Source organism: Pseudomonas sp. Marseille-Q7302 (genome assembly GCF_965111925.1).
The window spans coordinates 32,047-49,095 of sequence record NZ_CBCOPK010000001.1 but is presented as its reverse complement, the minus strand read 5'-3'; the positions used below and the strand labels follow the sequence as shown (position 1 = coordinate 49,095).

Here is a 17,049-nt window from a genome sequence, read left to right as displayed (position 1 = left end):
CGCGCCTTTTCCATTGGAGCGCGCGCCCGAGCGCGTCTCAGCTAAAAGAGGATTTGCAATGGACTGGCTGACCAACCCGGAAATCTGGGTCGCCTTCTTTACCCTGACGGCCCTGGAGATCGTCCTCGGCATCGACAACATCATCATGATCTCCATCCTGGTCAGCCGCATGCCCAAGCACATGCAGGCACGGACCCGCTTCTTCGGCCTGGCCCTGGCCATGGTCACCCGCATCCTGCTGCTCTTGTCCATCACTTGGGTGATGCGCCTCACCGCCGACCTGTTCTTCGTCTTTGGCCAGGGCATCTCCGGGCGTGACCTCATTCTCTTCTTCGGTGGCCTGTTCCTGCTGTGGAAGAGCAGCGCCGAGATCTACCACGGCCTGGAGGGCGAGGAAGAGCAGGATGAGGACGCGCCCCAGAAGAAGGGCAGCGGCTTCATCGGTACCATCATCCAGATCGCCATCATCGACATCGTCTTCTCGCTGGATTCGGTGATCACCGCGGTCGGCATGGTCAGCCATGTGCCGGTCATGGTGGCGGCGATCATCGTCGCGGTGCTGGTGATGATGTTGGCGGCCGGCGCCATCAGCAATTTCATCGACAAGCACCCGAGCCTGAAGATGCTGGCGCTGTCCTTCCTGATCGTGGTCGGGACCGTGCTCATCGCCGAGGCCTTCGAAGTCCACGTGCCCAAGGGCTACGTCTACTTCGCCATGGCCTTCTCGCTGGCGGTGGAAGCCATCAACATCCGCCTGCGCGGCAAGGCCAAGGCCCGCGAAGCGGTCAAGCTGCGCAAAGAGCAGATCTGAGCTGCCGCGGCGGAACCCACTCGGCTCTCCGCCGCCTAATCCAGCAAGTCCCCACGAGCCCGAAGGTGCCCTGCCTTCGGGCTCGTGCGTCTGTGCAGAACGGTCATTACGATTTTGTGACAAGCTCGCCAGGAGCTCTTGGACACGCGCCGGGAGGGCGCCACGATGCTGACACTGCTCAATCTGCTATCCGCCGTGTCCCTGCTGGTCTGGGGCACCCATATCGTCCGTACCGGCATCCTGCGGGTGTACGGCGCCAGCCTGCGCCGGGTGCTCAGTCGCAGCATGCAGCGCACGCCGCTGGCCTTTCTTTCCGGTATCGCCGTCACCGCCCTGGTACAGAGCAGCAACGCCACCGCGCTGCTGGTGACCTCCTTCGTCGCCCAGGGCCTGGTGCCGCTCACGCCAGCCCTGGCCATCATGCTGGGCGCCGACGTGGGCACCGCGCTGATGGCCCGGGTGCTGACCTTCGACCTGTCCTGGCTGTCGCCGCTGCTGATCTTTCTTGGCGTGGTGTTCTTTCTCGGCCGCAAGCAGACCCGCGCCGGCCAGCTCGGTCGGGTCGCCATCGGCCTGGGCCTGATCATCCTGGCGCTGCAGCTGATCGTCGAAGCGGCGTCGCCCATGACCCACGCGGCCGGGGTCAAGGTGCTGTTCTCCTCGCTCACCGGTGACCAGCTGCTCGATGCCCTGACTGGTGCCGTCTTCGCCATGGTTTCCTATTCCAGCCTGGCGGCGGTGCTGTTGACCGCCACCCTGGCCGGCTCGGGAGTCATCTCGCTCAAGGTAGCGCTGTGCCTGGTGGTAGGCGCCAACCTGGGCAGCGGTGTGCTGGCGCTGATGGGCGCCGCCAAGCAGGGCGTCGAGGCGCGGCGGGTGGCGGTGGGCAGCCTGTTGTTCAAGCTGGCCGGCTGCATCCTGGTGCTGCCCTGGATCGGCCTGCTGGCCGACTGGCTGCAGGGCTATGACTTCAACGACGCCGAGGTGGTGATCGGCTTCCACGTCGCCTACAACCTGGTGCGCTGCCTGCTGTTCCTGCCGCTGGCCGGTCCCCTGGCGCGCTTCTGCACCGCCATGCTGCCGGCCAAGGACAGCGCCGAAACCATTCTACGGCCACGTCACCTGGACACCGCCGCCCTGGATACCCCAGCCCTGGCGCTGACCAATGCCTCGCGCGAGCTGTTGCGCATGGGCGACGTCATCGAGCAGATGCTGCAGCACCTGCTGGTGCTGATCAACGCGGGCGACAAGCAGCTGGCCCGCGAGGTGCGCCGCCTCGATGACGATGTCGACGCCCTCTACACGGCGATCAAGCTGTACCTGGCGCGGATGCCGCGCGACGACCTCGACGAGCGCGACAGCCGGCGCTGGGCCGAGACCATCGAACTGGCGATCAACCTGGAGCAGGCCGCCGACCTGATCGAGCGCATGGCCAGTGACGTGGAGAGCAAGAAGATCGCCGCGCGGCGGTCCTTCTCGGCCTCCGGCGTGGACGAACTCACCGCCCTGCACCGGTTGCTGGTCGACAGCCTCAAGCTGTGCCTGTCGGTCTATCTCTCCGGCGACCTGGACGCGGCGCGGCGCCTGCGTCGGCTCAAGCAGCGCTTCCGCCTGCTGGAGCGGCGCTATGCCCATGCCCACGTCGAGCGGCTGCACCAGCAGGTGGTGGAGAGCTTCGAGACCAGCTCCCTGCACCTGGGGCTGCTCAGCGACATGCGCCGGGTCAATTCGCTGTTCTGCAGCATCGCCCACGGCGTGCTGGAAGCGGCCGATGCCGGCTACGCCACCGAGCACGAGCTGCCGGTGGAGGGACGCGAGGAGTCGGGCGGGGTTTGAGGCTGCGGTTTGACGCGGGGATTCGTGGATGAGGCTGTTTCGGTTATCGCGGTCATAGACCGTAGGTTGGGCTGAGACAGCGACATCGTCGAAGCCCAACATCGCCTGGGTCCCGCGACGATGTTCGGCTTCGCTGCGCTCAGCCCAACCTACGACGGCCTCGGCGGAGCGCCATGGCCGCGACAACACGTTCGCTTACGGCACTCCGCCATCGAGCTTCTGCAAGATCCGCCAGGCCGCCTCGATCCGGGCGGAAATCGGATAATTGCGGTTGGCCAGGATCACCAGGCCGAGCTGGCGCTCCTGGATGAACAGCGCATAGGCGCCGAAGCCGTTGGTGGAGCCGGTCTTGTTCAGCAACCGGGCGCCGCTCGCTGGTAGCGGTGGCCATTGCCAATCCACCGGCTGCGGCTCCAGCGCCATCGCCGGGGTATTGCCGGCCAGTAGCTGGGTCTTGGGTAGCGGATAGGGGTAGGCCTCCCACGTCAGGCCCTGGGTCATGGGGCCGCTGCGGTAGTAGCCCTGCTGGGTGGTGGTGATCGCCTTGGCTAAGGCAGTCGGCAGGCGGCTGGGGTCCAGGTTCGCCTCGACGAACCCAAGCAGGTCACCCGCGGTGGTCTTGATGCCATAGGCCTCTTCGGCATAGACGCCGGGATTGACCCGCAGCGGCTCGCCTTTCTTGCCGTGGCCCCAGGCGTAATGGTCCTGCGCCGCCGCCGGTACCTGCAGATAGGTGTGACTGAGCCCCAGGGGCGTCAGTACGTGGCGCTGCAGGGCGGTGGCGAAGGGTTCATCGAGGCGCTGGGCGGCCAGGGCGCCGAACAGGCCGATACTGGGATTGGAATAGAGACGGCGGCTGCCAACGGGGAAGGGTGGCTGGAAGTCGCGATAGAAGCCTGTCGCCTGGGCTTCGGTGGTGATGGCGTCGGGAAACTGCAGGGGCAGTCCGCCAGCGCTGTAGGTGGCCAGCTGCAGCAGGCTGGCCTGACCGATGGCGCTGCCGGCCAGGGCCGGGCGGACCTGAGCGGCGGACTCGTCCAGCCGCAGGCGGCCGGTCGCGGCCGCGTAGCCACCCAGGGTGGCGGTGTAGGTCTTGCTCAGGGAGCCGATCTCGAACAGGGTGGCGGCGTCCACCGGCCGCTCGCTGCGGCGGTCGGCCACGCCGAAGTAGTAGAGCCGGCGCAGCCCTGGCGCGCTGACGCCTATCGCCAGGCCGGGGACGTCCTGCTCGGCCATTACCGCGCGGGCGGCAGTACGTACCTCGTCGTCGAGGCTGGGCGCGGCCTGGGCGAGGATCGGCAATGCCAGCCCCAGGACAAAGCCGCAAGAGCGGTGAACGCGAGGGATACCCGACATGGCCAGACATTTCCTGAGGTAAGGGGCCTGGAGTCTAGCCGAGCCTGGCCTGCGGACATGAGAACCGGGCAACGCCGCGAGATTTTGCCGCCGACGCTGTCCATGGCTGGCTGGAGCCCGGTCCTCGACTGGACTACAGTCGCCTCTCACCTTTTCCAGGAGTCATCCCATGTCCGCTGCCCCCCTCGTCGAACAGATCCAACTGGGCCAATTGCCCGTCTGGCGTATCCGCGTCGGTCAGGCCGAAGCCCTGGTGGCCTGCCAGGGCGCCCATGTGCTGCGCTACGGTTTCGACGGCGAACCGGACATCGTCTGGGGCAACCCGGAAGCCGTGTTCGAGCCCGGTACGCCGATCCGTGGCGGCATCCCGGTCTGCTGGCCCTGGTTCGGCGACCTGCTGAAGAATCCGGCCGAGGTCCAGGCCATGTGCACCACCACCGAGGACGCCCCGGCCCACGGCCTGGCCCGTCAGGTAGCCTGGCAGGCCGGTGGCGTTGAAGTGGACACCGATCGGGTGCGCCTGGACTTCCACCACCGCACCTCCGCCGAGACCACGCCCGGCTGGCCCCATGCCACCGAGCTGACCCTGAGCCTGAGCGTGGGCGAACGCCTGGAGCTGACCCTGAGCGTGCGCAACCTCGAGGATCACCCGCTGGTGCTGAGCCAGGCGCTGCACACCTATTTCGCCGTGAGCGACGTACGCGAGGTGGGTATCGAAGGCCTGGCCAATGCCGATTACTACGACTGCCTGGACGGCTGGACCCGCAAGCGGCAGAACGGCGAGCCGACCATCACCGCCGAGACCGATCGGGTCTATGTCGGCCTGCCGGCGCGCCTGGCGATCCGTGATCAGCAGTGGCAGCGCCGACTGTTCGTCGAGACGCGCAACAGCCATTCGGCCGTGCTGTGGAATCCCTGGATCGACAAGGCCGCGCGCCTGAGCCAGTTCGCCGACGACGCCTGGCCCGGCATGCTGTGCATCGAGACCGCCCGGGTGATGGACGATGTCCTGACCGTAGCGCCGGGTGCCTCGGCCGAGATGGCGGTTAGCCTATGGCGCGAGGCGCTGTAGGGGTTGTTCAGACGTCTGGGGTAGCCCTCACCCCGACCCTCTCCCGGAGGGAGAGGGGGCGCTCAGGGGGAGTTTGGTGCGGGGTGCCTGAGGTTGTCAGGCGTAGGTTGGGCTGAGCGTGAGCGAAGCCCAACGCGGCCCAGGTCGAGCGCGCGCTGTCGGGCTTCGGCGAAAGAGTCGCCTTAGCCCAACCTACGTCTTCAAGCTCGCGAGGTGTCGGATCGACAGCCGCAGGGCTAGCACGCAGCCTACTCAAACGCCCCCTCTCCCCCTGGGAGAGGGCCGGGGTGAGGGAGCCGCCGGCACCTGGCCGACGCTTACAGCTCCTCGCACAGATTACGCCCGATCCACTCGGCCACCGCCGCGCGATCCAGGCCGCGGTGGCGTAGGTTGGGCTGAGCGTGAGCGAAGCCCAACGCGGCCCAGGTCGAGCGCGCCCTGTCGGGCTTCGGCGAAAGAGTCGCTACGTCTTCAAGCTCCCGAGGTGTCGGATCGACAGCCGCAGGGCTAGCACGCAGCCTACTCAAACGCCCCCTCTCCCCCTGGGAGAGGGCCGGGGTGAGGGAGCCGCCGGCACCTAGCCGACGCTTACAGCTCCTCGCACAGATTACGCCCGATCCACTCGGCTACCGCCGCGCGATCCAGGCCGCAGCCGAGCAGGCTGTGCAGCTTGCCCAGAGCGGCTTCGCGGGTCATGCCGCGGCCGGAGATCACCCCGGCGTCGGCCAGGCCGCTGCCGGCGGCGTAGGTGCCCAGTTCCACCGTGCCGCGGGCACCCTGGCTGAGGGCGACCACCGGTACCCCGGCATCGCGTAGTTCGGCCAGTGCGGCGAGGAAGTCGGCGTCGTCGGCCGGGCCCGTGCCGCTGCCGTAGCATTCCAGTACCAGCCCCTGCACGCCGCTGCCCGCCAGACCGCGCAGGGTGGCGCCATCGACCCCCGGAAACAGCGGCAGCACCGCTACCCGTACCGCCTGGCGCGGCTGGTCGAAGCGCAGGGCCGCAGGCGCGGCCACCAGGGTGTCGCCACTGCGCGGCCGTGCGCTTTCCACGAAGGCCTTCCAGCCGCTGCTGGCCTGCTTGGTGCAGCGCGCGGCGGGTAGACGCTCTTCATGGAATTGCACCTGGACGCCCGGCGCCAGCCCGCCGGCGAAGGCGGCGAAGCTGTCGGCCAGGTTGCCATCGGCATCGCTGTCCGGCACGCCGGCCGGCAGCATGGAGCCGGTCAGCAGCACCGGGATGGCCAGGCCCAGCAGGCGGAAGGCCAGGGCGGCGGCGCTGTAGGCCAGGGTATCGGTACCGTGCAGTACTAGCACGCCGCGACAGGCCGGGTCCGCGGCGGCGGTGGTGATGGCCTGGGCCATGCGCTCCCAGGCGGCGGGGGTCATGTTGGCGCTGTCGATCAGCGGCAACAGTTCCTCCAGGCGCCAGGCCGGATCGCCCAGTTCCGGGCGACTGGCCAGCAGGGCTTCGATACGCGCCTCGAACCCGGCGGCCGGAGCCAGGCCGGCGGCGGTCGCCTGCATGCCGATGGTGCCGCCGGTGTAGAGGATGTGCAGGTAGGGTGAGGTCATGGGGGACTTCCTGATAAGACTGCCCCCACGCGAGGTGGGGGCAGACAAGCGAATCATGGTTCGGGGCCGTTGGGCTTCGGCGATGGAGCCGCCTCAACCCAACCTACGTCACCCGTAGGTTGGGTTGAGCGTAGCGAAGCCCAACGTGACCGCTGCGGCGGTCAGTGCGCCTGGCGCGGCTGGGCGGCGCGGGCTTCGGCGACGGTGTCTTCCAGACGATCCAGCGAAGGCCAGGCCTGGCGATCCAGGTCCAGGTCGCGGAACTGGTCGGCATCGAACACCGGCTGATCGACACCGGCGCGGCGCTGGGCGTCGTAGTCGTTGAGGATGCGCATGCCGACCTTGATCAGCATCGCCAGCGCGATCAGGTTGACGAAGGCCAGACAGGTCATGGTGATGTCGGCGAAGGCGAACACCGTGGTCAGGTTCTGCATGGAGCCCCAGCAGATCAGCACCAGCACCAGGCCGCGATAGCCGAGCAGCACGGCCTTGCCACGGCCGAGCAGGTAGCGCAGGCCGTTTTCACCCAGGTAGATGTTGTAGAGGATGCAGGTGAAGACGAACAGCGACAGGGCGACGCTGATGAAGATGCGGCCCCAGTCACCGACCACCGCGGCCAGGGAGTTCTGGGTCAGCACGATGCCGTCGCCGTCGAAGCCCGGGGCATAGAAGCCGGAGAGCAGGATCAGCAGCGCGGTACAGGTGCAGATGACGAAGGTGTCGAGGAAGACGCTGAAGGCCTGTACCACGCCCTGGGCGGCCGGATGCTTGACCGCGGCCACGGCGGCGACGTTGGGCGCGGCGCCCAGGCCGGCTTCGTTGGCGAAGACGCCCCGCTTGACGCCCATGGTGATGGCGGCGCCCAGCAGACCGGCGAAGGCCGGCTCCAGGCCGAAGGCGCTCTTGACGATGGTCATCAGGGTGCCGGGCACCAGCTCGATCTGGGTGATGATCACATAGAGGGTGACGGCGATGTAGGCCAGGGTCTTGACCGGCACCAGGATGTCGGAGACCGCGGCGATGCGCTTGATACCACCGATGAACACCAGGCCCAGCAGGATGGCCAGGGCGATCCCGGTGTACTGCACCGGCAGGCCGAAGGCGTTTTCCAGCGAGTGGGTCACGGTGAAGGACTGCAGGCCGACGAAGGCGAAGCCGTAGGTCACCAGCAGCAGGCCAGAGAAGATCAGCGCCATCCAGCGCTTGTTGAGGCCGTGCTGGATGTAGTACGCCGGACCACCGATGTAGAGACCATCGCCATCGGCGCGCTTGTAGACCTGCGCCAGGGTGCACTCGAAGAAGCTGCTGGCCATGCCGACCAGGGCGGTCACCCACATCCAGAACACGGCGCCGGGGCCACCCAGGGTCACGGCCAGGCCTACGCCGGCGATGTTGCCGGCACCCACGCGACCGGCCAGGCTGAGCATCAGTGCCTGGAAGGAGCTCAGGCCGTCGCCGCTGTTGCGCAGGGAATCCTTGAACACGGTGAACATGTGCGGGAAATGACGAAACTGCACGAATCGCGAGCGCAGGGTGAAATAGCTGCCCAGGCCGACGATCAGCACGATGAGTACGTGGCCGGACAGGAAGTCATTGAGCATTTCTAGGTAGTGCATGAAGAATCCTCGAGCATGCTAGTGATGCTCCAAGGCCGGCTCGCAAGCCTTGGGGCTATTATTGTGGAATATCCCGCTCCCGACGCCGTGCCCGGTCGTGGGGAGACGACCGGGACGGGGCGCTGGGACGGATCGGTCCGGGTGGAACGGGCAGTAAGACGGACCGGGCCGCCTAGGTTCGGCTATCCCACCGGCGTGGACAATTCCGCGCCTCGCTTCAAAATGGCGCGACTTGATGCTAGTTTTCCGGCCGTCTGTCAAGCTTGGGCAGGGTTCATGAGCGATTTTTCCGCCAATTTGCAGCTGCTCTGCCAGCGCCACCGCTCGATTGCCGCCGTTTGTCGCGCCGTCGGTATCAACCGTGCCCAGTTCAATCGCTACCTCAACGGCCAGAGCCGTCCGTCGCCCTACAACCTGCAGCGACTGGCGGAATTCTTCGGGCTGCCGGCCAGCGATCTGCAGCTGCCGCAACGGCAATTCGCGGCGCGCCTGGGGGCACCGGTCAGCCAGGAGACGGGGTGGGCGGGGCAGGCGCTGGCCCTGTTCGGCGAGCGCCAGGAAGGCTTGGCCCGTTACCAGGGCTACTACCACGAATACTATCCGTCGCTCTCCACCCCGGGTGTGGTGCTCTGTGGGCTGGTGCGGCTGTTCGAGGAGGAAGGCGTCTTTCGCTATGTGCGTTTCGAACGCCTGCGTCGTCAGGGCGAGGCCACGAGCCAGGCACGCTTTCGCTACCTGGGCCTGGCCATGAGCCTGGAAAGCCGGCTGTTCTTCACCGACTACGAGTCCCTCACCGGCAACGAGCTGTCGCAGACGGTGCTGTTGCCCAGCGCCCGCAATCGCATCGACCGCCTCAACGGCCTCAAGTTGGGCGTCAGCGCCTCCGATCGGCGCGAGCCGGCCTGCACCCGGGTGGTCTGGGAGTACCTGGGCACCCGCCCCCGGCGCGGCCAGGCCTATGGCCGCATCGGTCTCTACGACTGGCAGGACCCCCACCTGGACGACGATCTGCGCCAGCGCCTGGCCAGCGCGACCCTGGTCGACCGGGTCTATCGGCTAGGCTAGCGGGAGATCACCGACCGGCGTCTGGCATCGATTGCAGTCTTCCAGGATCGCCTGGTCACGGCCTGCCTGCTTGGCCCAGTAGAGCTGCCGGTCGGCGGCTTCGAGAAAGGTTTCGGCGCAGTCGTGGTCCAGCCGGGCACAGGCACCGCCGATGCTCACCGTTACCCGCGGACCGGCGTTGGGCCCGAGATGAGGAATCTCCAGTCGACGCACCGCCTCCAGCAGGCGCTGGGCCAGTTTGCCGCTATCTTCCTCGCGCGTGGGCGTGCAGAGGATGGCGAATTCCTCGCCACCGTAGCGGGCCAGGCAGTCGCCGGCGCGCAATTCACTGGCCAGGGCAGTGGCGACCTGCTGCAGGCAGCGATCGCCGGCCGGGTGCCCATAGCGATCGTTGAAGGCCTTGAAGTGATCGACATCGATCATCAGCAGGAGCAGTGGTCGGATCGGGGGACGCGCCAGGGCGGTGGTAAGGGCCTGCATCAGGGCCCGGCGGTTGGCCACGCCGGTGAGGGGGTCCGTGGCTGATTGCTGTTCCAGAACGCGGTTGGTGGCGGCCAGCTCTTCGTTGCGCAACCGATCACGCAGGATCAGCAGATAGCCCTGCCGGCGGGCCCTTTCCATCCAGAAGCTGTTGAGCAGGGTAAAGACCACGGTGGCGCCGGCCAGGGTGAGTACCAGCGAAGCCTCCACGGCGGGCAGACCATGCATCTGGGTGGCCAGGCCGATGGTCAGCAGGGCGAACAGGCTATGTGCCGCCGCCTGCCGCAGGGGCGGGGCGATGCAGCTGTTGGTGAACAGCGTCATGAGGGGGAGGGTGGCCAGCCAGAGGGCGCGATGCGCGACATCGCTCGCCTGGAGGTCGAACAGCGGCGGTGCATAGGCCAGCAGACACGGCAGGATGCCCAGCCACTCGCGCGCCGGATGCTCGGCCGGCATCAGTTTGAGGGCCAAGAGCGTCACGCCCCCGCCGAGCACCACCAGGGCACTGAGCAGGCTGATGACCCAGAAGGCCTCGGTCATCAGGATCCAGTCCCAGATCGAGAAGCTGGCGTAGGCCAGGATGGCGACCGTCAGGCTGATGAGCAGGTGGCGCCGGCGTGGGTGGGCGATGTCCTGCTGGTAATGCTGTTCCAATATCGGCTCGAAGCGCAGGGCCCAGAAAGGGCGAGCCAGCGCTCGGGCGAGGGCAAGACTGAGGGACATGGTGCCGTACCTGGCAGGAAAATCCGATAGGTCACTTCAGCACAATAAGTCCCTTAGCGCGATAGAGGGTTCCCGGATAAGAGGGTATAGCCGCCGAATGGTAGCACTTGGCTACCATTCGGGCCGTCATGGACGTCTCGACCTTCAGTTGCCGGCCTTGATGCGACTCCAGGCACGGGTGCGGACCCGCTCGATGGGTTGTGGCAGGGGCTGCACCACATAGAGCTTCTTGAGCATTTCCGGGGTGGGCACCAGGTCGTGGTTGTCGCGGATCGTGGGCGTCACCAGCGGCATGCCCGGCTTGTTGGCGTTGGGATAGCCGAGGTAGTCGCTGATCCCGGCGATCACCTTCGGTTCGAGCAGGTAGTTGATGAAGGCATGGGCCTGGTCGACGTTGGCGGCGCTGGCCGGAATGGCCCAGGTGTCGAACCAGATGGGCGCACCCTCACGCGGCAGGCGCCAGTCCACCACCACGCCGTTGCCGGCTTCCTTGGCGCGGTTGCCGAACTGGTAGAAGCTGCCCGAATAGCCCACCGCCACGCAGATGTCGCCGTTGGCGATATCGGTCATGTACTTGGTGGAGTTGAAGTAGGCCATGTAGGGACGGATCTTCAGCATCAGCGCCGTGGCCTTCTCGTAGTCCTTGGCGTTGGCGCTGTTGGGGTCCAGGCCCAGGTAGTGCAGTACCACCGGCAGGATATCCGAGGGCGAATCCAGCATGGCCACGCCGCAGCTCTTGAGCTTGGCCATGTTCTCCGGCTTGAACACCAGGTCCCAGCTGTCCACCGGCGCGTCCGCGCCCAGCGCCGCCTTGACCTTGGCCGGATTGAAGCCGATGAGGATGGTGCCGTACATGTAGGGCACGCCGTACTGGTTACCCGGATCGTTGACCTCCAGCAGCTTGAGCAACTCGGGATCGAGATTCTGCCAGTTGGGCAGCTTGGTCTTGTCCAGCTTCTGGAACACCCCGGCCTTGATCTGGGTTTCCAGGAACTGGTTGGAAGGGATCACCAGGTCGTAGCCGGAGCGCCCGGTCAGCAGCTTGGCTTCCAGCGACTCGTTGCTGTCGAAGGTATCCCAGGTGACGCGAATGCCGGTCTGCTTGGCGAAGTCCTTGGGCGTCTCGGGCAGGATGTAGTCGGCCCAGTTGTAGACCCGCAGTTCGCCGGGATCGGCGGCCTGGACGGCGCTGGCGAGCAGGGCGCTGCCCAGCAGAGCGGTGAGCGGACGCAAGAGGCTGTGCATGGTCGGATTCCTCGCGATAGGGATCAGGCGCCGTCGAAGGCGGCCAGGACGTTCACCGTATTGATGCCGATCTCCGCCACGGCGTAACCGCCCTCCATGACGAACAGGGTCGGCAGGCCGAGCCGTGCCAGGCGTTCGCCCAGGCGCAGGTAGTCGTCGCTCTCCAGCTTGAATTGGGAAATGGGATCGGCCTTGAAGGTATCCACGCCCAGGGAGACCAGCAGCAGGTCCGGGGCATAGCTCTGGAGTCGCGTCAGGGCCACCTCCAGCGCGGCGCTCCAGCTGTCCCAGGCGCTGCCGGCGGGCAGCGGCAGGTTGAGGTTGAAGCCCTGGCCCGCGCCGGTGCCGGTCTCGTCGGCATAGCCAAGGAAGAAGGGGAATTCGAAGCCCGGATCACCGTGTAGCGAGAGAAACAGGACATCGTCGCGGGCATAGAAGATGTCCTGGGTACCGTTGCCGTGGTGGTAGTCGACATCGAGGATGGCGACCCGCCGCGCGCCGCCGTCGAGGGCGGCCTGGGCGGCGATGGCGGCGTTGTTCAGGTAGCAGTAGCCGCCCATGACATCGGCGGCGGCATGGTGACCCGGTGGGCGGCAGAGGGCGAAGGCGCTGCGCGTGCCCGCGGCAACCTCGGCACCGGCGCTCAGGGCCACCTGGGCGGCGCTGTAGGCGGCCTGCCAGGTACCAGCGGTGATGGGCGCGCCGCCGTCGAAGCTGTAGTAGCCCAGACGCCCATGCAGGCTGGTGGGCGGCAGCACCTGCCGCAGGGTGCGTGCGGGCCAGGTATAGGGCAGCAGATCCACGGTCTCGCCCCCGGCGGCCCATTCGTCCCAGGCACCGGCGAGAAAGTCGAGATAGGCCTCGCTGTGGACACGCGCCAGGGGTGCCCGGCCAAAGTCCCTGGGCGCCACCACCTCACCGAGCTGCCGGCGGTGACACTCGGCGAGGATAAATTCGACGCGCTGGGGCTTTTCGAAACAGGGCTGCAGCTGGCCGTCGATCAATTCGCAGCGACCATGGTGCAGGGCGTGATCGGGACTGTGGTGGATGCGCATGGTGACTCCGGGCGGCGGGTTCTCTCCTGATTCTTGCTAGCCCGGCGCCTCGCGACGAGAGGCGCAGCGGCCAAAAGGGGATAGATCCGGCCAGTTTCTCACCTTGCGCCGTCACAAGAGATGTCAGCTGCCCTTGGCTTCGTAGACCACGAACCGCTTCAGCGTCGGCTCCACGACCTCCCAAGTGCCCTGGAAACCACGCGGCACGACGAAGGTGCTGCCCGGCCCCAGGCGGGTAGTGCGGCCCTGGTCATCGGTGACCAGGCTCAGGCCTTCGAGGACCTGGCAATACTCCTCCTCGGTGTAGTTCACCCGCCACTTGCCCACCTCGCTGTGCCAATGGCCGACGGCGAAGACGCCACTGGCATCCTCGTAGTCGAGCCACAGGCTCTGTAGCGGATCGCCTGCCAGGCGCTTTTCCGCCGGCAGCCGGTATTGATCGGTAGGTTGGCCGCGTTCGGCGAGCAGGTGCAGGGCTGGCATGGCAGAGCCTCTCGGTGTGCAGGAACCGCCAGCATACGCCAGCCGCTAGAGCCGATAACCCCGTGGCGATTGCCCACTCCAGCGGCGAAAGGCATGGCGGAAGCTGGCGGTTTCGCTGAAGCCCATCACCTCGGCGATGCGATAGATGGGCAGGCGCTCCTGGGCCAGCAGATCACGTGCCCGTTCGAAGCGCAGTTCGTCGAGCAGTTGCTGATAGCCGCTGCCGCCCGCCTGCAGGTGTCGGCGCAGGCTGCGCGGCGCCATGCCGAGGTGGCCGGCCAGGGCCTCGAAGGAGGGCGGTGCAGCCAGGTCGGCGCCCAGCAGGGTGCGGATGCGGGCGAGCAGGGCGCGCTGGCGATCCTGCTCGGGGGCCAGCCGGCCGCACTGCTCCAGGGCGTCGCGATGGGTCACCGGATCGGCCAGCGGCAGGCCGCGCTCCAGCCAGGCAATGGGAAAGGCCAGGCCGTTGAAGGCGGCTCCGAAGGCCAGGGGCGTGGCGCCGAAGCAATCGTCATAGCGCTCGCGATAGGTCGGCTCGGGGTGCCGAAAAGCCACCTGCACCAGGGGTAGAGGCGTACCCAGGAGGTCGCAGCAAATTGCCCGCAGCGAGGCCAGGCAGCACTCGGCGTTGCAGCGTTCCAGTTCTCGCGCGAAGGGATGGTCGTCGGCCCTGAGCCAGGCCAGGTCGCCATGGCGCTCCAGGCGCAGGGTGAAATAGGCGCCGAGCAGGCCCTGGTGGGCCAGGGCCGCTTGCAGGGCCGCGCCCAGGGTCGGGGCACTGAGCAGGGCATAACCGAGCAGGCCGTAGCCGGAGACGCGCAGCCGCCAGCCCAGTAGCAGCCCCAGTTCGGGCGGCGCGACGGGCAGTGCGTTGGCGATGACCCGCTGTTCCTGGGCCAGGGTGATGAGGCGATGGGGCTGTTCGAGGTCGTCCAGCTGCAGGCCGCTACCAGCCAGCAGCGGTGCCGCCCGGGCAGGCGTGTCGGCCGCCAGTTGCTGGAGGACCAGGGATACCAGGTTGAGATTGATCAGACCGGACTGACGCATGTGAAAACTCCCCGGAGCGGTGGCAGCCTTCCAAGCAAGAAGGATACCGCGCTCGCGGGGAGTTGCCGTCGGTTACCGCTCAGGTCTGGCGTGCGAGGCTCAGACCTTGGCCTTCAGGGGCACCAACCGCGGGGCGATCATGTTTTCCGGGCGCAGGATGTCGTCCAGGGTCGCCTCGTCCAGCAGGTTTTCCTCGCGCACCAGCTCCAGTACGCCGCGACCGGTTTCCAGCGCCGTCTTGGCGATGCGCGTGGAAGTCTCGTAGCCCAGGTAGGGGTTGAGCGCGGTGACCAGGCCGATGGAGTGCTCCACCTGGCGGCGGCAGTGCTCGACGTTGGCGGTGATGCCGGTGATGCAGTGCTCGCGCAGCATGTCCATGGCGCGCTGCAGCAGGCGGATGGAATCGAAGATCTTGTAGGCGATCAGGGGCTCCATGACGTTGAGCTGCAGCTGGCCGCCCTCGGCCGCCAGGGTCAGCGCCAGGTCGTTGCCAATGATTTCGAAGGCCACCTGGTTGACCGCCTCGGGGATCACCGGGTTGACCTTGCCCGGCATGATGGAGCTGCCCGGCTGGCGCGGCGGCAGGTTGATCTCGTTGATGCCGGTGCGCGGACCGCTGGAGAGCAGGCGCAGGTCGTTGCAGATCTTCGACAGCTTCACCGCGGTGCGCTTGAGCATGCCGGAGAACAGCACGAAGGCGCCCATGTCCGAGGTGGCCTCGATGAGGTCGGCGGCCGGGGTCAGCGGCTGGCCGCTGATTTCCGCCAGGCGCTGTACGGCCAGCAGCTGGTAGCCGGGGTCGGCGTTGATGCCGGTGCCGATGGCGGTGCCGCCCAGGTTGACCTCGGTGAGCAGCTCCGGCGCCAGGCTTTTCAGCCGCGCCAGGTCTTCGCCCAGGGTGGTGGCGAAGGCATGGAATTCCTGGCCGAGGGTCATGGGCACCGCGTCCTGCAGCTGGGTGCGACCCATCTTCAGCACCTCGGCGAATTCCACGCCCTTGGCGGCGAAGGCGGTGATCAGGCTGTCCAGGCTGGCGAGCAGGGCGTCATGGCCGAGCAGCAGGCCCAGGCGAATGGCGGTGGGGTAGGCGTCGTTGGTCGACTGCGCCATGTTGACGTCGTTGTTCGGGTGCAGGTGGCGATACTCGCCCTTGGCGTGGCCGAGCAGCTCCAGCGCCACGTTGGCGATCACCTCGTTGGCGTTCATGTTGGTCGAGGTGCCGGCCCCGCCCTGGATCATGTCCACCACGAACTGGTCGTGGAATTCGCCGCGAATGATGCGCGAGCAGGCGTCAACGATCGCTTGGTGCTTCTCGCTCGGCAGGTGGCCGAGCCGGTGGTTGGCGTCGGCCGCCGCCTGCTTGACCATGGCCAGGGCCACCACCAGCTTGGGGTAGTGACCAAGGGGCACGCCGGAGAGGCGGAAGTTCTGTACGGCGCGCAGGGTCTGGATGCCGTAGTAGGCATCGGCAGGGACGTCGAGGGTACCGAGGAGATCTTTTTCGAGGCGAACGGGTGATGCAGAGTTGGACATGATAGCGTTAGGCTTCGATCGAGCGGCGGGCGCCGCGATGCCTTAGAATCTAGGCCTGCCAGCCGATCTCGGCCAATGCCGATCCGCCAAGCCTCATGCCGGATCGGCATAACTTTGGTTGTGACCTCACGAGATCCGAAGACGTATGGGCGCCATGAACATCGAATTCAAATGGCTGGAAGACTTCGTGGCCCTGGCGGCCACCTACAGTTTTTCCCAGGCCGCCGAAAAGCGTTTCGTCACCCAGCCCGCCTTCAGCCGGCGCATCCGCGCCCTGGAGGAAAGCGTCGGCCTGACCCTGGTGGACAGATCCCACACCCCGATCAGCCTTACCGAGGCCGGCCAGCTGTTTCTGGTCACGGCGCGCAGCGTGGTGGAGCAACTGGGCGAGACGGTGCGCCATCTGCATCACCTGGAAGGCGGGCAGGGCGAGGTGCTGCAGTTCGCCGCCGCCCACTCCCTGGCCCTGGGCTTCTTCCCGCAGTGGATCGCCGGGCTGCGTGGCCAGGGTCTGGCGCTGGCCAGTCGCCTGGTGGCTACCAACGTCGGCGATGCCATCCACGCCCTGCGTGACGGCGCCTGCGACCTGATGCTGGCCTTCCACGATCCCGACGCCGCCCTGCAGATGGACCCGGAGCTGTTTCCTTCGCTGCACCTGGCGCACACCGCCATGCTGCCGGTCTGCGCCACCGATGGCGAGGGCCGCCCCATGTTCCAGCTGGACGGGCAGAGCAGCGTGCCGCTGCTGGCCTACAGCGCGGGTGCCTTTCTCGGTCGCTCGGTGAATCTGCTCCTGCGCCAGCGCAAGCTGCGCGCCGTGACCCTCTACGAAACCGCCATGGCCGACAGCCTCAAGACCATGGCCCTGCAGGGCCTGGGCGTGGCCTGGGTGCCGCAGTTGTCGGTGGCGGCGGAGCTGGCCCGGGGCGAACTGGCCGTGTGTGGCGACGCCGCCTGGCAGGTCGGCCTGGAGATCCGCCTCTACCGCTGTGCCCTGTTGCGCAAGCGGCTGGTGCAGCAGGTCTGGCGACATCTGGAAAGTCAAAGCCATGGCGGCTGATAGACGGCAGGCGATTATGCTGATATCGGCTTTTAGCTAGCCGACGTCCTGCAAGCCTTTTGCGCCTGTCTGCGCGACACTGGAGCCTCTCTCAC

At 67.0% G+C, this 17,049-nt stretch carries 14 protein-coding genes; 5 read left to right on the top strand and 9 right to left on the bottom strand.

The features are described 5' to 3' along the window. Positions 1–58 precede the first annotated feature (58 nt). Complete coding sequence (locus ACWPW1_RS00240; RefSeq protein WP_059316764.1) at positions 59–811, top strand: TerC family protein; 753 nt, start codon at positions 59–61, stop codon at positions 809–811. A gap of 165 nt (positions 812–976) precedes the next feature. Next, the gene (locus ACWPW1_RS00235) at positions 977–2,647 is read left to right on the top strand and encodes a Na/Pi cotransporter family protein (protein ID WP_271653448.1); all 1,671 of its coding nucleotides are present in this window, start codon (positions 977–979) and stop codon (positions 2,645–2,647) included. Between the two features lie 195 nt (positions 2,648–2,842). On the opposite strand, the gene ampC is transcribed toward ACWPW1_RS00235, so the two are convergent. Then, entirely contained in the window at positions 2,843–4,003 is a 1,161-nt protein-coding gene (gene ampC / locus ACWPW1_RS00230) for a class C beta-lactamase (RefSeq protein ID WP_454252233.1), read from the bottom strand. 169 nt (positions 4,004–4,172) lie between these two features. Between ampC and ACWPW1_RS00225 the strand changes: the two genes are divergently transcribed. Beyond that, positions 4,173–5,075 carry a D-hexose-6-phosphate mutarotase gene (locus ACWPW1_RS00225; RefSeq protein WP_059316761.1) on the top strand — a complete coding sequence of 301 codons (903 nt, stop codon included), beginning with the start codon at positions 4,173–4,175 and terminating at the stop codon, positions 5,073–5,075. A gap of 588 nt (positions 5,076–5,663) precedes the next feature. Here ACWPW1_RS00225 and ACWPW1_RS00220 read toward each other — a convergent pair. Together ACWPW1_RS00220 and ACWPW1_RS00215 are read right to left on the bottom strand one after the other, a co-directional pair. Then, the gene (locus ACWPW1_RS00220) at positions 5,664–6,647 is read right to left on the bottom strand and encodes an asparaginase (protein ID WP_454252232.1); all 984 of its coding nucleotides are present in this window, start codon (positions 6,645–6,647) and stop codon (positions 5,664–5,666) included. A gap of 161 nt (positions 6,648–6,808) precedes the next feature. Then, positions 6,809–8,263 carry an alanine/glycine:cation symporter family protein gene (locus tag ACWPW1_RS00215; RefSeq protein ID WP_454252231.1) on the bottom strand — a complete coding sequence of 485 codons (1,455 nt, stop codon included), beginning with the start codon at positions 8,261–8,263 and terminating at the stop codon, positions 6,809–6,811. A 276-nt stretch (positions 8,264–8,539) separates the two neighbouring features. Between ACWPW1_RS00215 and ACWPW1_RS00210 the strand changes: the two genes are divergently transcribed. Next, a complete protein-coding gene (locus ACWPW1_RS00210; RefSeq protein WP_271653444.1) occupies positions 8,540–9,328 on the top strand; it encodes a helix-turn-helix domain-containing protein in 789 nt (262 codons plus the stop codon). Here the strand turns inward: ACWPW1_RS00210 and ACWPW1_RS00205 are convergent. The 6 genes from ACWPW1_RS00205 to aspA form a co-directional block, all read right to left on the bottom strand. Beyond that, entirely contained in the window at positions 9,320–10,531 is a 1,212-nt protein-coding gene (locus ACWPW1_RS00205; RefSeq protein WP_454252230.1) for a diguanylate cyclase domain-containing protein, read from the bottom strand. The genes ACWPW1_RS00210 and ACWPW1_RS00205 overlap by 9 nt on opposite strands. A gap of 144 nt (positions 10,532–10,675) precedes the next feature. Next, entirely contained in the window at positions 10,676–11,776 is a 1,101-nt protein-coding gene (locus ACWPW1_RS00200) for a polyamine ABC transporter substrate-binding protein (protein ID WP_257704948.1), read from the bottom strand. Between the two features lie 23 nt (positions 11,777–11,799). Then, positions 11,800–12,831 (bottom strand): histone deacetylase family protein, encoded by a 1,032-nt coding sequence (locus ACWPW1_RS00195; protein WP_454252229.1) that lies wholly within the window; start codon positions 12,829–12,831, stop codon positions 11,800–11,802. 123 nt (positions 12,832–12,954) lie between these two features. After that, positions 12,955–13,314: a cupin domain-containing protein gene (locus ACWPW1_RS00190; protein WP_454252228.1), complete on the bottom strand. Its 360-nt coding sequence runs from the start codon at positions 13,312–13,314 to the stop codon at positions 12,955–12,957. A 45-nt stretch (positions 13,315–13,359) separates the two neighbouring features. After that, entirely contained in the window at positions 13,360–14,361 is a 1,002-nt protein-coding gene (locus ACWPW1_RS00185; protein ID WP_454252227.1) for an AraC family transcriptional regulator, read from the bottom strand. 99 nt (positions 14,362–14,460) lie between these two features. Continuing rightward, complete coding sequence (aspA, locus tag ACWPW1_RS00180) at positions 14,461–15,894, bottom strand: aspartate ammonia-lyase (RefSeq protein ID WP_059316752.1); 1,434 nt, start codon at positions 15,892–15,894, stop codon at positions 14,461–14,463. A 154-nt stretch (positions 15,895–16,048) separates the two neighbouring features. On the opposite strand from aspA, the gene ACWPW1_RS00175 reads away from it, so the two are divergent. Further along, positions 16,049–16,954 carry a LysR substrate-binding domain-containing protein gene (locus tag ACWPW1_RS00175; protein ID WP_059316971.1) on the top strand — a complete coding sequence of 302 codons (906 nt, stop codon included), beginning with the start codon at positions 16,049–16,051 and terminating at the stop codon, positions 16,952–16,954. Positions 16,955–17,049: the final 95 nt, after the last annotated feature.